Source organism: Rhodococcus sp. MS16 (assembly GCF_013277795.1).
GTDB classification, from domain to species: domain Bacteria; phylum Actinomycetota; class Actinomycetes; order Mycobacteriales; family Mycobacteriaceae; genus Rhodococcus_F; species Rhodococcus_F globerula.
In genome coordinates, this window is the sequence record NZ_VBTM01000005.1 from 704,941 (window position 1) to 717,201 (window position 12,261).

Annotated in this window: 16 protein-coding genes and 1 pseudogene; 7 read left to right on the top strand and 10 right to left on the bottom strand. The window is 61.1% G+C overall.

Annotation, left to right across the window (positions count from 1 at the left end; genetic code table 11):
* Positions 1-201 precede the first annotated feature (201 nt).
* Together FEZ60_RS16010 and FEZ60_RS16015 are read left to right on the top strand one after the other, a co-directional pair.
* A pseudogene (locus FEZ60_RS16010) lies at positions 202-594 on the top strand (glycosyltransferase); the annotation flags it as partial.
* A gap of 11 nt (positions 595-605) precedes the next feature.
* A complete protein-coding gene (locus tag FEZ60_RS16015; protein WP_092802754.1) occupies positions 606-1,013 on the top strand; it encodes a hypothetical protein in 408 nt (135 codons plus the stop codon).
* Between the two features lie 169 nt (positions 1,014-1,182).
* Here the strand turns inward: FEZ60_RS16015 and FEZ60_RS16020 are convergent, their stop codons facing one another.
* Together FEZ60_RS16020 and FEZ60_RS16025 are read right to left on the bottom strand one after the other, a co-directional pair.
* On the bottom strand, positions 1,183-1,935 hold the full coding sequence (locus FEZ60_RS16020; protein ID WP_172936484.1) for a pyrimidine reductase family protein: 753 nt from the start codon (positions 1,933-1,935) through the stop codon (positions 1,183-1,185).
* Positions 1,932-2,450, bottom strand: coding sequence for a flavin reductase family protein (locus FEZ60_RS16025; protein WP_045064341.1), 519 nt, complete (start codon positions 2,448-2,450; stop codon positions 1,932-1,934). The genes FEZ60_RS16020 and FEZ60_RS16025 overlap by 4 nt, the downstream gene beginning before the upstream one ends.
* A 403-nt stretch (positions 2,451-2,853) precedes the next feature.
* On the opposite strand from FEZ60_RS16025, the gene FEZ60_RS16030 reads away from it, so the two are divergent.
* The 4 genes from FEZ60_RS16030 to FEZ60_RS16045 all read left to right on the top strand — a co-directional run bounded on the left by FEZ60_RS16030 (position 2,854) and on the right by FEZ60_RS16045 (position 7,204).
* Positions 2,854-3,207 (top strand): hypothetical protein, encoded by a 354-nt coding sequence (locus tag FEZ60_RS16030; RefSeq protein ID WP_141484966.1) that lies wholly within the window; start codon positions 2,854-2,856, stop codon positions 3,205-3,207.
* Between the two features lie 130 nt (positions 3,208-3,337).
* Positions 3,338-5,485: a catalase gene (locus tag FEZ60_RS16035; protein ID WP_346343366.1), complete on the top strand. Its 2,148-nt coding sequence runs from the start codon at positions 3,338-3,340 to the stop codon at positions 5,483-5,485.
* A gap of 120 nt (positions 5,486-5,605) precedes the next feature.
* Positions 5,606-6,946, top strand: a complete 1,341-nt coding sequence (locus FEZ60_RS16040; RefSeq protein ID WP_242484671.1) for an APC family permease — start codon at positions 5,606-5,608, stop codon at positions 6,944-6,946.
* A 108-nt stretch (positions 6,947-7,054) separates the two neighbouring features.
* The gene (locus FEZ60_RS16045) at positions 7,055-7,204 is read left to right on the top strand and encodes a hypothetical protein (RefSeq protein ID WP_165826239.1); all 150 of its coding nucleotides are present in this window, start codon (positions 7,055-7,057) and stop codon (positions 7,202-7,204) included.
* A 165-nt stretch (positions 7,205-7,369) separates the two neighbouring features.
* Here the strand turns inward: FEZ60_RS16045 and FEZ60_RS16050 are convergent, their stop codons facing one another.
* Together FEZ60_RS16050 and FEZ60_RS16055 are read right to left on the bottom strand one after the other, a co-directional pair.
* The gene (locus FEZ60_RS16050; protein WP_172936486.1) at positions 7,370-8,623 is read right to left on the bottom strand and encodes an acyl-CoA desaturase; all 1,254 of its coding nucleotides are present in this window, start codon (positions 8,621-8,623) and stop codon (positions 7,370-7,372) included.
* A gap of 66 nt (positions 8,624-8,689) precedes the next feature.
* On the bottom strand, positions 8,690-8,845 hold the full coding sequence (locus tag FEZ60_RS16055; RefSeq protein WP_092802765.1) for a DUF6131 family protein: 156 nt from the start codon (positions 8,843-8,845) through the stop codon (positions 8,690-8,692).
* 351 nt (positions 8,846-9,196) lie between these two features.
* Here FEZ60_RS16055 and FEZ60_RS16060 point away from each other — a divergent pair, with 351 nt between their 5' ends.
* A complete protein-coding gene (locus FEZ60_RS16060; RefSeq protein ID WP_033231553.1) occupies positions 9,197-9,922 on the top strand; it encodes a TetR/AcrR family transcriptional regulator C-terminal domain-containing protein in 726 nt (241 codons plus the stop codon).
* Between the two features lie 78 nt (positions 9,923-10,000).
* Here FEZ60_RS16060 and FEZ60_RS16065 read toward each other — a convergent pair whose 3' ends face one another.
* The 6 genes from FEZ60_RS16065 to FEZ60_RS16090 are packed head-to-tail and all read right to left on the bottom strand — an operon-like array spanning position 10,001 to position 12,259.
* On the bottom strand, positions 10,001-10,333 hold the full coding sequence (locus FEZ60_RS16065) for a gas vesicle protein K (RefSeq protein ID WP_045064356.1): 333 nt from the start codon (positions 10,331-10,333) through the stop codon (positions 10,001-10,003).
* Entirely contained in the window at positions 10,326-10,535 is a 210-nt protein-coding gene (gene gvpJ / locus FEZ60_RS16070; RefSeq protein ID WP_033231554.1) for a gas vesicle protein GvpJ, read from the bottom strand. The genes FEZ60_RS16065 and gvpJ (FEZ60_RS16070) overlap by 8 nt, the downstream gene beginning before the upstream one ends.
* Positions 10,532-11,320 carry a GvpL/GvpF family gas vesicle protein gene (locus FEZ60_RS16075; RefSeq protein WP_033231555.1) on the bottom strand — a complete coding sequence of 263 codons (789 nt, stop codon included), beginning with the start codon at positions 11,318-11,320 and terminating at the stop codon, positions 10,532-10,534. Before FEZ60_RS16075 ends, gvpJ (FEZ60_RS16070) begins: the two co-directional genes overlap by 4 nt.
* Positions 11,307-11,714 (bottom strand): gas vesicle protein, encoded by a 408-nt coding sequence (gene gvpJ, locus FEZ60_RS16080; RefSeq protein ID WP_095886923.1) that lies wholly within the window; start codon positions 11,712-11,714, stop codon positions 11,307-11,309. Before gvpJ (FEZ60_RS16080) ends, FEZ60_RS16075 begins: the two co-directional genes overlap by 14 nt.
* Complete coding sequence (locus FEZ60_RS16085; RefSeq protein WP_033231557.1) at positions 11,711-12,001, bottom strand: gas vesicle protein; 291 nt, start codon at positions 11,999-12,001, stop codon at positions 11,711-11,713. Before FEZ60_RS16085 ends, gvpJ (FEZ60_RS16080) begins: the two co-directional genes overlap by 4 nt.
* 6 nt (positions 12,002-12,007) lie before the next feature.
* Positions 12,008-12,259 (bottom strand): gas vesicle protein GvpG, encoded by a 252-nt coding sequence (locus FEZ60_RS16090; RefSeq protein WP_033231558.1) that lies wholly within the window; start codon positions 12,257-12,259, stop codon positions 12,008-12,010.
* Positions 12,260-12,261: the final 2 nt, after the last annotated feature.

Sequence of the window (12,261 nt, forward strand, 5' to 3'; positions counted from 1 at the left end):
ACCTCCAACTTCAGGAAACGACATGTCCTCGCCCCCTGTCGCGTGCCGGGGTCTCCGGCCGCGAGCGAGAAGCTGGCGGTCAGACTGGTTTGAGGAGGGCCGGGATGTCGTTGCGGAGCGAGTTGACCGCGGCCTCGACTTCGTAGGATTCGAGGGTGCGATTCAATGACCGAATCCAGCAGCGCGTAAACGCCTTTCGAGGCTAGGGCCCGAGCCCTGCTGATGCCCGGCGTCGAGGACTTCGGCATCGTCCCGGTCGAGGCGATGTCCACCGGCACCCCCGTGATCGCTTTGGACGAAGGCGGTGCGCTCGACACAGTTATCCCAGGAAAGTCCGGTGTTCTCGTGTCCCCTGGCGACGATGCGAAAGTGCTCAGCGGCCTCGCCGAAGCAATGGAGGCATTCAATCCAAAGGATTTCGATGCAAAGGTAATTCGCACATTGGCCGAAGGCTTCTCGCAGAAGGCCTTTGGAGAGAAAACGATCAGAGTGGTCCTCCCACACGAGACCACCATGTTGGGACGGCATCCGCAGACCCGTCTCGGTGAAGGCCTGAAACGCGAACCGACACCGCGTCGCCGGTCACATGACTAGAGTCGACCCGTATGACTGCACTCAACGCTATCGGACGTATCGGCGCCACTGCCCTTGCGACGCTCGCAATCTCCGGCTTCCTGATGTCGGGAACCGCGACAGCGGCGCCGAGCACAGTTCCGTTCCAGGTCGACCCCTTCATTCCGCTCGTCGATCTACCCACGCCCCGCCTTGCCGCGATCGTCGGCGAAGAACCGGGCGCCGCCGTGTTGCACGTGCGCCGCGCACCCGGGGACGGAAACCCGCACTCCGCAGTCGTCCACTGGCTAAGTCTCGGCACCGGAACATACGGAACCGCATCATTTCCGACGCTCGATGCTCAACCCGTCACCATTCGTCCGGGCTCGGGTCAGGTCGTCGCATACGTCGACCCCCAGGCGATCGGAACACCTGGCTTCGGCACCTTCTTCGTTCCCTGAAACCTGCGTGACCGTCAAATCATGGTCCACTCGAACTTCGCGATGTCGCCGACGGTGAGTTCAAACAGATCCTGCCCTACACGCTGCCGCAGACTCTCGGACACGACGACGCAGGCACCGTCACCCGGCGTACGCGCGCCAAAAGGCCGCCCGAGGAACCTCAAAGTGATCAACACGCAGAGTGAGGGCGCTGGTAGCGCATGTACAAGTATTCGGCTTCGAGCAAGACGTGCCGGAGCTGCAACGCCCGCGGAACCTCGAGTGGCGGGGCAGCGATCGGCCCGGAGACTGGTTGGGGTCCCGCCAGTTTCGGGGAGAGAGTAAAGCACATGTCGTCAACGAGATCGTGGGCCACGAGGGTGGACAGAAGGGCTGGGCCTCCTTCACAGAGCACACGCATCAACCCGCGATCGCGTAGGCCCGCGATCATCGCGACCGGATCAACATAGTCGTCCCCAGCCACCATGATCTCGACACGGGACCGCACATCGGGACCGAATGTGGCGGCCGCCTGTGCACTGGTGACGACAATTGGGCGCGGCCCTTCTGCGGTGAACAGCGCCGATTTCCAGGGAAGGTCACCGCTGTGCGTGACAACCGCAACGGGCGGCAACGACACTTGCCCGCACGCGTCGCGGCGGTATCGACGGAGTTCCGCATCGAGCGTTACAGGTCCGTACCGTTCCGCGCGTATCGTTCCGGCGCCGACTAGGAGCACATCGCAGTAGGCGCGCAGGGACCTCAGCAACTGATGATCAGCAGTGTTGGAGATTGGGCGTACTCGACCGTCGAATGCAGCGGCCCCGTCGAGGCTCGAAACCATGTTCACTCGAACCCCTTCGGGGGCGTCGGCGTAGAAGTCGTGAAGGGTGCGGCCTTGGGCGTCTATGGGAAATAACGATCGCCACCGATGCACTGTCATGCGTCGTGTCCGGGTTCGAGCGCTCGAACGTCCGCGAACGTGATGTACTCGTCGAGTTCTTCAGGTGCGTAACCGGTTTCGGGTTCGAGCAGGAAAGCAACATGGTCACCCGTGTCCACCTGTTCGAGGATGCGCCCAGCGAACCAGGCCTCGGCTTCTTCGAGAATTGGAAGCCCGAAAGGCCCATGACTCCACTCGCAGCGTGTGAACTTGTCGATATCGTCGCCCGTCGACTCCCCGAACAGCTTCGCTATCGCGTCGTTTCTGCGGGGGATGAGGTGTACGGCCAGATGCTCGGCGGCGGCAGCGAGTCGGTAAGTGTGGTTCTTGTTCGACAGACCGATGAGGAAACGCGGAGGCGAAATACTGATCTGCGAGGCGAAACCGACGAGGCACCCCGCCCGCTGGTCTCCCACCTGAGTGGTCACGACGAACATCGGATAATTCAGTGCCCCCACGATCCGCTCGAAGGCACCGCTGTCCGGCGACTGAAGGTTCTCACTCGAATCCTGCATCGTTGCTCCCTTCACTCCGCTAGCTACCCCTACGGGAGGGACAGCTAACTGCGATGTCCTTATTGCACAGCAACCCATTCTCACTGTTGCCGATTATCTATATCAGATGGTATAGATTTGAGGTAGCAAGAGATGCACATACCGATGGACAAAAATCAGATCAGGTGCTGCCAGGCGCAGAGCATGACGTCGGGAAAATTCTCCTGGCACCCCAACACCTCGGGAGCTGGACAATGACGATGATCGGCATTACACCCGCTGAGAGCGGCACGACACGCGCTGGCGGCTCGACTGCGCGGCGCCGAACTCACTCAACGAAGCTCACGAGGGCCTCGTTGAGCTCCCGGGGCAGCCACACCTGAATCTCTTTATCCAGTTCTACGCCGGCGAGTGAGGATAACCAATGGGCAAGTGGGTTTCCCTGCCATGGGACGTATTGCGCTTGCAATACACGGTAATTCGGTTTCCGCTGACACTTCTGGGGCGCCTGGTCGTACGCGCATTCGACACCGATGCGCCATGTCGGCTCACGTACCAACAGATGCTCGAATCGATCGACGGTACAGCGGGGACCATTCTCGGTGACCGCACCCTGGCCCGCCGAGCACAGGCAGAGATGGGGCCCACCAGCACGGAAGTACCGTCGCCGACAAACTACAGTCCCCCGCCCGTGGCCTTCGATTCGGACTCACATGTACGAACCGAATGCCCCGAGGATGGACGACTGCACGCGCATCACATGGCGGATTGGCGATAGGCCTGGCCCGATCGGCAACACTTGCCCGTCCAATGACATAACACCTTTGCGCCACATCGAAGTTCAGCCCACACTTCCCACCACCTTCTGACTCGAAGTCAACTTTCGGAAAAGAAATCGAGGAGGCACAGTGCCCAAGAAGACGCCCACAAAGAACCCCCAGATCCCCGGGGTACCAGGCCCAGTAACACCGCCTCTGGAAGAACCAACCGAGCCCAGCGCTCCGTTGCCCCCGAAAGACGATCAACGCGCCCCACAACTGCGCACGGCAACAGCCGAAGTCGTCGACGGCCCTGACTACGCGCGTGGACAGCAGGGTGAATATCTGACCACCGCACAGGGCGCCCGCCTTTACGACACAGACCACTCTCTCAAAGCCGGGGAACGCGGCCCAACTCTGCTCCAGGACCACCACTTACGGGAAAAGATCACCCACTTCGATCACGAGCGGATCCCCGAGCGCGTCGTTCACGCCCGCGGCGCCGGCGCCCACGGAGTGTTCCGCGCCTTCGGTGCCGCTGAAAAAGTGACTAAAGCAGGCTTCCTCCGCAGAGGAGTCGAAACCCCCGTATTCGTCCGCTTCTCCACAGTGCTCGGCTCACGCGGCTCGGCAGACGCAGTCCGAGACACTCGCGGCTTCGCCACCAAGTTCTACACAGCCGACGGAACATTCGACCTGGTCGGCAACAACATCCCGGTCTTCTTCATCCAAGACGGAATCAAATTCCCCGACATCATCCATGCCGCGAAACCACATCCCGACCGCGAGATCCCGCAAGCACAAAGCGCACACGACACGTTCTGGGATTTCGTCTCCCTCCACACCGAAGCCACCGCGCACACCCTCTGGAACATGTCCGACCGCGGTATCCCCCGGTCGTATCGAATGATGGAAGGATTCGGCGTTCACACCTTCCGGCTTCTCAACGACGACGGAGAAACCTCGCTCGTGAAGTTCCACTGGAAGCCCCGCCTGGGCGTGCACTCGGTGGTATGGGAAGAAGCACAACTGATCAACGGGTTCGATCCCGACTTCCACCGCCGCGATCTCGCCGACGCCATCGAAGCCGGTGCGTACCCGGAATGGGAACTGGGCATCCAAATCTTCCCCGACACCCCCGAGCAGATGTTCGAGGGCATCGACCTCCTCGATCCCACCAAATTCGTTCCCGAGGAACTGGCCCCGGTTCAACCGATCGGGGTGATGACGCTCAACGCGAACCCGACCAATTTCTTCGCCGAAACCGAACAGATCGCCTTCCACCCAGGGCACCTCGTGCCCGGTATCGACGTCACCGACGACCCGCTACTGCAGGCCCGCCTGTTCTCTTACCTGGACACCCAGATCAGCCGGCTGGGTGGACCCAACTTCGGTCAGATCCCGATCAACCGCCCACACGCACCGGTCAACGACATGTTCCGGGACGGAATGCACCAAAGCGCAGTACATTCCGGTGTCGCCCCCTACAAGCCGAATTCACTGGACGGGGGTTGTCCCTTCATGGCCGGCGCAGAGTCCGGGGCGTTCGTCGAAGTACCGGTAGCGCTCGAGGCCGGTACGAAACTTCGCGGCGCCCCAGCCACTTTTGACGACCATTACTCGCAGGCGCGTCTGTTTTACAGCAGTCTCACTGTCATCGAACAAGACCATGTCGCACAGGCGTACACCTTCGAACTAGGAAAGTGCTACGAACAAACGATCAAGGAACGAGCCCTCGGTGTGATCGCCAACATCGATCCCGACCTGTGCGCGAAGGTCGCCGCCGGCCTTGGCCTCCCGGCCCCGCAGCCGTCCGTCCCGTTCGACGACGCACCGACACCTAGCCCTGCCCTGTCCCAGATCGGCGCGCAATGGCCGGTCACCGGCCGGGTGATCGGCATCGTCGCCGATGAGAACTCCGACCTTCCCTCCGTCGAAGCGATAGTGTCAGGCCTCGCAGAAAGCGGGATAGTGCCGCTGGTGATCGCCCCGCACGGCGGCACATTGGTCTCGGACTCGGTCACTGTTCCCGTCTCGCGCACCTTCGATACCGCACGATCGATCGAATTCGACGCTCTCCTGCTCGCCGGGGCACCTGCAGACCCACGAGTGAATATCCTCCTGTCTGAAATGTTCCGGCACGGCAAGGCCATCGGGGGGTGGAACGACGGGATAACACTCCTCGGCAACGCTGGCATCGCTGATTCGGACGGCGTCGTGACCGGGGAGGACGGACCGTCGGTGCTCGAACAGGTAGTGACGCTGCTCGCATCGCATCGAGTCTGGAGTCGCCTCTGAGCAACGCCGGTGAGGTGACTGAATCTGAGTAGCGGCACAGCCACAGTTCTGAGTAGCGGCACAGCCACAGTGAAGGCAGGATGACCCTTGCAGAAACGACGCGCCTCACAGTCGGTGAACCTGGACGAGACTGAACAGTCCGACAAGAACGGACAGCGAAACATTCTCGCCCGGGCCATAACTGGGCCACTTCTTTTCATCTTTATACTCGGCGACGTTCTGGGCGCCGGAATCTATGCACTGGTCGGTGTCATCGCCGGTGAGGTCGGGGGCGCGGTCTGGGTGCCGCTCCTGGTAGCCCTGGCGATGGCGTTGCTGACAGCGACGTCGTATGCCGAATTGGTAACGAAGTATCCGCGCGCGGGCGGTGCCGCGGTGTTCGCGCAACGAGCGTTCCGTAAACCGCTCGTCTCGTTTCTCGTCGGCTTCTCGATGTTGGCGGCGGGAGTGACGAGCGCAGCGGGACTTGCACTGGCATTCTCCGGCGACTATCTCAAAGCGTTCGTCGACGTGCCCACTGTTCCGGCTGCACTCGTGTTCCTCTTACTCGTGGGCCTTCTCAACGCGCGAGGCATCAAGGAGTCGATGCGCGCAAATGTGGTCATGACAGTCGTCGAGGTCAGCGGTCTGGTGCTGGTCGTCGTCCTCGCGTGCGTCGTGCTGGGGCGCGGTGACGGAAACTTGACTCGCCTCGTCGAGTTCGACGACAGCCGTTCCCCGGCATTAGGGGTGCTGGCTGCCGCGCTGCTTGCGTACTACTCGTTTGTCGGCTTCGAGACGTCCGCGAACGTTGCCGAAGAGGTGAAGAACGTGAGCAAGGTCTACCCCCGTGCCCTGTTCGGAGCTTTGGTGACGGCAGGCGTCGCCTACGTGCTCGTGGGATTCTCGGCTTCGGTAGTTCTGCCCGCCGATGAACTCGCCGAGTCGTCCGGTCCGCTGCTGGCAGTAGTGTCGGCGGCCGACGTCGGTTTTCCACCTCGACTGTTCAGCCTGATAGCGCTCGTCGCCGTCGCCAACGGTGCGCTGCTGACGATGATCATGGCTAGTCGGCTCACTTATGGAATGGCATCCGAAGGGTTGCTTCCCTCATCGTTTGCGAAAGTACTTCCGCAGCGACGCACCCCGTGGTTGGCAATTGTCGCCACCACTGTTGTCGCCATGGGTTTGTGTCTGACCGGGTCGCTGTCTGCATTGGCTGAGACGGTGGTGTTGCTATTGCTGGTCGTCTTTATCAGCGCAAATATCGCCGTACTCGTTTTGCGTCGTGATGTGGTGAAGCACAGCCACTTCCGAGCGCCGACCATCTTCCCGATCCTTGCTCTTCTCACCTGCGTCGCGTTGCTCACGCAGCAGAGCGCGGCGACTTGGCTACGCGCCGCAGCGCTACTGGCGGTCGGGATAGTTCTCTACGCCCTCTCACACCGCGCCACGAAAAATGACACAACGAGCTCCAACGCGTAACCATAGGACGAGTTTTCTGCTACCGCCGCGCTCCCGCGAGGAGGCTAGATTGGTGTAGCGGGTCCTGGCAACTACAGGAACGACGAATATTCCGACCGAGGAGTTTAAATGGCGAAGACGGATCGCAGCGACAAAACCCCGAAGGCTGGACATCCCGGCCCCAAAGACAAGGGCGAGGGCGGTGGTATGGCTACGCGCGAGCAAGCCGCGGAGTCTGCTCCGAACTCAACTGATGAAAAGAAAAAGCGTCAGTCATAGTCCTGATTGATCAATCGCTTTGGATCAGGACTTTCCCTGAGTCCGGTGCCCAACGAACCGTCGACTGTAACCGATGTCGCGCGCGAAAATGCGAGGTACATGATTGATCGTCGAGTTGTCGTACAACTCCGACGAAGAATTCGTTGAGCGCCCGGAGTGGGTTGATCAGGCGTGGTAATCGCGCCGTTCGAATAGTGCGTTTCTCTGCCTATGGCGGCTGCTGGGCATCGTTCGTAGCGCCGTTCGAAGCCCGGTCCGCAGTCGTGGGGCCGACGTCTCGGACTTGGACAAGATGGTGCGGAATTTCAGTTCGGAAGCAGTCTCAGGGGCGTCGTCGGCTGTCGCACGGAGAAATCGGTCGGGCAGAGACAGTTTGTGAATGGTGCGTAGAGTTAGAAGATACTGCCGTGCAAGGGAACCCGTGGTGTAGGGCAGATCATATTTTTCGCACAGCGCACGGACCTGGGTGGAGATTGCCGCGTAGCGGTTGCTGGGGAGGTCTGGAAATAGGTGATGTTCGATCTGGTAGCAGAGGTTGCCGCTCAGGAACGCCATCACCGTCCCGGCACGGAAGTTAGCTGAGCCGAGCATCTGTCGCAGGTACCATTCCCCGCGAGTCTCGTTCTCGAGTTCGGCGACGGTGAACTTCTCGGCGCCGTCGGGGAAATGCCCGCAGAAAATCACCACATATGCCCATACGTTCCGTAGCAGATTCGCGGCCAGATTCGCCGTCAAAGTCCGTCGCCACCGACGTCCGCTGAGGGCGGGGAAGAACAAATAGTCCTTGCCCATTTGCCGGGCGATCTTGCCGACCAAGGCTCGTGTATCGGCAGATTTTTCGGAGTCGGTGTCGGCGTGGTCCTGTTCGGAATACAGGCTATGCAGGGCTATACCCCATTCGAACGTCGCCGCTAGCAACAGATTCCGCAGCGGCTGAAAGAGATTCCCCGGACGCCACGGCTGGTCCCGGGTGATGCGAAGCACGCCGTAGCCGAGGTCATCGTCCATCCCCACGACGTTGCTGAACACGTGGTGGCGATAGTTGTGGGAATAGCGCCACTGCGAGGAGAGCCCAACCATGTCCCACTCCCATGTGCCGGAGTGAATTTCAGGGTCGTTCATCCAGTCCCATTGACCGTGGGAGACGTTGTGCCCGATCTCCATGTTCTCGACGCTCTTGGCCACCCCGAGAGCCGTTGCCCCGATTACCCACGCGGGCGTGGTTCTGGTGCCGTGGATCAACAGCCGCGCAATGACATCGAGTACTCGCTGAAACGCGATGGTGCGGCGGATGTATGAGGCGTCCGCTCCGCCGAGCGATTCGGCGACTGCTCGGCGGATGTCGTTCAGTTCGTCGCTGAGCGACTCGACGTCTGCTGCGGCGAGGTGCGCGTATTCCTTGATGTCGGAAATGGCCATCAGTGTGTTCCTGCAGTGATTCCCGCGGGTGTTGCTGTCGTGACGCAGCCGCATGCGGGGAGGCGGTCAGTAGTAGTGGCGCCGACCGGCCACTGCGTGGCCCATCGAGCCCATAATCTCCAGCACCGCTCCGATGACGACGAGTGCGATCCCGACATACAACAGGACAGGGACGCTGATCACCACGCCGACGATGGCGAGGATGATACCGAGAATAATCATGATGATTACCTGATTTCGGAGTTGAAGGAAGGTACGGTGCTCTGCACGACATGCACGGCGGGAATCTTCTTCCTCTAGGGCGCTTCGTCGGTGCCGACACAGCGCGTTGTCGATGATTCGATGACGTGCCGTCCGATCATTGTGTGATGCTGCGCCTAGCCGTAGCCCCAGATGTTCGACGGCCAAAAGGAATTCGACGGTCGAAAGAGACCACAGGTGGTCTTTCAAGGCTCACCGGGGCCCTCCTGGCCACTACGTTCAATGTCCAGTGAACGCCGCGTTTCCCCAGCTGTCAACGCTGTATATCTACGCTTCCGGCCTACAGTGTTAGGTAGTCGAAAGGAGACGGCGATGGCGAAGTCCCCTGCACGTGGCAGCAGCCGTTCCGTCGACGACGGCTCAGACGGTAGCGCACTCACCAAAGAGCGAATCCTGGTGTCGGCACTCGAAATTCTCGATCGTGACGGCATCGACGGACTTTCGATGCGACGCCTCGGAAAGGCACTCGGACGGGATCCGATGACTCTGTACCGACATGCACCCAACAAAGCAGCACTCCTCGACGGGGTCGCCGAGAAGGTCCTCGAACAGCTTGTCGTCGACACCGACGACAACGACTGGATGACCCAGCTTCGCTCGATCGCCCGGCACTTTCGTCGCTTGGCGCTCGCGCATCCTCACGTGGTCCCCTTACTGGTCACCCGGCCCCTTGCAACACCTCTGGGAATGCGACCGCCAGGAACCCTGCGTCCATTCGAAGACATCCTGAGTTTGCTCAGCCGAGCGGGTTTCAGCGCTACCGACGCGTTACGCGTCTACCGGGCGTTGTTCGGTTTCCTTTTCGGACATATCCTCCAAGAGCTGCAGGAGCTCGTCGAACGACCCGACGAAACCGACAACTTACTTCGCCTGGGGCTGAATCGGCTACCGATCGGGGAATTCCCGTTGGTGCGTGCACTCGCACCGGTTCTTGCGTCCTACGACGGCGCCGCCGAACTCGAACGGGGCCTCGATATCCTCTTCTCCGGTCTGACCTCCACACTGACCTCCCCGGAAGGACGGACAGATACCAATTAATCGACAGTGGTTCGATGCGCGGCCCGCGCATCGGAATTCCTGTCCTATGACTCCTGACCTCAGGTGTCGTTGGACTGGCTATTCGTTGGACAGCAGCGGTCCCAGCGGTCCGAGGTCGATGTTGAGGTCTTCGGGTGTGAGACCGAAATGCTCCCTCAATTCGGCCATTCGATCCTCGAGCAGCATCAAAGTCGTGCCGATGCGCTCGATCTGCTCGTCGCTGAGATCTCCGTGCTCGACACGGCGCAGCGCCTGGCGCTCCATGAGTTGACGCAGGAGTTCGACGAGCGTGAGAACCAGGGTGACCAAACCACGTTCGACTGATTCGGGGTCTGCGTCGATCCGCTGTGGTAGAACGCGGCGGCCGAGGTCTGGGTTCGCATCCGAGTCGAAGGCCCCCGGTTCAGTCATCGGTGATGTCCGGTTCTGTTGGATCAGGAACGAGCGCGCTAACCGACGCGATCAGGGTTCGTAGCGAGATCCGCACCATGTCGACGTCTGCCAGCGAGAGAGTGATCTCGCCGGTGACGACAACTCCCCCGCCGAGCACCCGGTCGAGCAGGTCTACGAGAGCGATGCGACGAGTATCGTCGGCCGGGACCATCTCGCTCATCGAGTCACCATGTCGATCCCGGAAAATGAGTACGGGGGCCACGGTCCGGTCAGTTCCACTGTGATGCCCTCCCGTTCGGCGTCGAGCGTCGCAACGAAGGTTGTGAAGTCGTCGACCCGATCGTCGTCCACGAGGTAGGTGCCGTTGAAGATCATCCAGGCGCGTTTTCCGGACAGGACAGGATCGGTGACAGGCCGCCGGAGACCGTCGACGGCGCGTTGGAGTAGCGCAGCATGTAAGTCGTCTGCCTCGGCCGCTGCGCGCCGTTCCACGTTCTGTTGCGCAGTCAACTCGGCCCGGCGTCGAAGCAGATAAGCTGTTCCCTTTCCAGTCGGACTGGGCTCGGGTTGTTTCTCGGGTGATGTCTGCGCCAGCGCACGTGCATCGCCATAACCCTTGACTCCCCATTCGCTTCGCCCGGCCACGGAACGTAATGCGGCGCAGAACTTTTCACGCCCGACCTCGAGCAAACTGCGAATTCGGTCGTCGTCGAGGTACAGGGTGGCCAAGCGCAGCGGAATCGTGGGACCGCAGCGCAGCACGGCAGACACGACGCGCTCATGGGCTCGCGCGGTTGCTGCCAGCCAGTCGAGATCGTCGAGGTGCCGTCGCAGTGGAACCTCGCCGAATTCGTCGAGATCAACCGAGCCCACTACTGCCGCCAGGTCGGTCGAATGCACCACCCGCACAGCCTCACCCGCCACGCCGAGGACCCCGCTCAGGGACACGCCGTCGAGACTCTCGGACGTGATGGCGTAGAGCCACACGCCTTCATTTCCTGTCATCGTCTTCGTCCCAGCGCCGCGTCTCCACCTCGATCGGCTCGTCCGAGGTAAGTGCGGACTTCACTGACCTGTCGGCCTCGAGTTCGGCGATCCGTTCCCGCAAGCGTGTGTTCTCCAGTTCGACGTTGTTGTTCTTTCCGGTAAGCCAGGGATCGTGCTCCCACCAATCGATGCCCACCTCCTTCGCCGTTTCCAGCGAAGCGATCACGAGTCGCACCTTGATCGTCAGTAATTCGATGTCGAGCAGGTTTACCTGAATGTCCCCGGCGATCACCAGACCTTTGTCGAGCACCCGTTCGAGAATGTCCCCAAGGTTGGTCGACTGGCGCCCACCGCCCATGCCGCCACCTGAGACCTGTGGCAGGTTGCTCGAACCGCCGCCGGCGACGGTCATGACCGTCCGCCCATACCGTCACCCGCACCGCGGGCATAGCGGCGGGTTCTGCGATAGGACAGCAACTCTCCGTCCATATCCAACACCACCTCATATAGTGCGAGCATGTCCGTCGACGACGGGACGCGCCGATCCTCGATCACCTCCACTTCCACAGTCCAGCCTTCGTCGGTCGGCATCACCGACGTCGCACCCAACGGCTTCTTTCCAGTCAACTGCGTGATGTCGCGCAATGCGAGTTCGGCGACGTCATGTGCAGGCAGGGGCGGTGGCTCCTCTTCCACCATGGCGCATCACTCCTCCTCCTGAGTGATCGTCTGTCGTGTTGCAGCCATGTCGTCGAGGATGACCTGCTGCGCTTGTTGTTCTTCTTCCGCCGTGATCTCGCCCGCAGCCCGCGCTTCCTCCAACTCCTCGAGAGCGCGGCGTGCGCTGGCGGGATTGTGCAGTTCGTCCTCGACCTGTTGTTGAATCAACTCGGCCAGCGAGATCACCCCGCGCACCGGGGCGAGTGGCAGCGTGACGATGAAGGAAAGCAAACCCATCG

What these genes read in the sequence shown, in the direction of transcription:
- FEZ60_RS16065 (WP_045064356.1), bottom strand. Translation starts at nt 10,333, where the DNA reads ATGACTGAACCGGGGGCCTTCGACTCGGATGCGAACCCAGACCTCGGC.
- FEZ60_RS16030 (WP_141484966.1), top strand. Translation starts at nt 2,854, where the DNA reads ATGGGCAAGTGGGTTTCCCTGCCATGGGACGTATTGCGCTTGCAATAC.
- gvpJ (WP_033231554.1), bottom strand. Translation starts at nt 10,535, where the DNA reads ATGAGCGAGATGGTCCCGGCCGACGATACTCGTCGCATCGCTCTCGTA.
- FEZ60_RS16015 (WP_092802754.1), top strand. Translation starts at nt 606, where the DNA reads ATGACTGCACTCAACGCTATCGGACGTATCGGCGCCACTGCCCTTGCG.
- FEZ60_RS16075 (WP_033231555.1), bottom strand. Translation starts at nt 11,320, where the DNA reads ATGACAGGAAATGAAGGCGTGTGGCTCTACGCCATCACGTCCGAGAGT.
- FEZ60_RS16050 (WP_172936486.1), bottom strand. Translation starts at nt 8,623, where the DNA reads ATGGCCATTTCCGACATCAAGGAATACGCGCACCTCGCCGCAGCAGAC.
- FEZ60_RS16025 (WP_045064341.1), bottom strand. Translation starts at nt 2,450, where the DNA reads ATGCAGGATTCGAGTGAGAACCTTCAGTCGCCGGACAGCGGTGCCTTC.
- FEZ60_RS16020 (WP_172936484.1), bottom strand. Translation starts at nt 1,935, where the DNA reads ATGACAGTGCATCGGTGGCGATCGTTATTTCCCATAGACGCCCAAGGC.
- FEZ60_RS16085 (WP_033231557.1), bottom strand. Translation starts at nt 12,001, where the DNA reads ATGGTGGAAGAGGAGCCACCGCCCCTGCCTGCACATGACGTCGCCGAA.
- FEZ60_RS16090 (WP_033231558.1), bottom strand. Translation starts at nt 12,259, where the DNA reads ATGGGTTTGCTTTCCTTCATCGTCACGCTGCCACTCGCCCCGGTGCGC.
- FEZ60_RS16045 (WP_165826239.1), top strand. Translation starts at nt 7,055, where the DNA reads ATGGCGAAGACGGATCGCAGCGACAAAACCCCGAAGGCTGGACATCCC.
- FEZ60_RS16060 (WP_033231553.1), top strand. Translation starts at nt 9,197, where the DNA reads ATGGCGAAGTCCCCTGCACGTGGCAGCAGCCGTTCCGTCGACGACGGC.
- FEZ60_RS16055 (WP_092802765.1), bottom strand. Translation starts at nt 8,845, where the DNA reads ATGATTATTCTCGGTATCATCCTCGCCATCGTCGGCGTGGTGATCAGC.
- gvpJ (WP_095886923.1), bottom strand. Translation starts at nt 11,714, where the DNA reads ATGACCGTCGCCGGCGGCGGTTCGAGCAACCTGCCACAGGTCTCAGGT.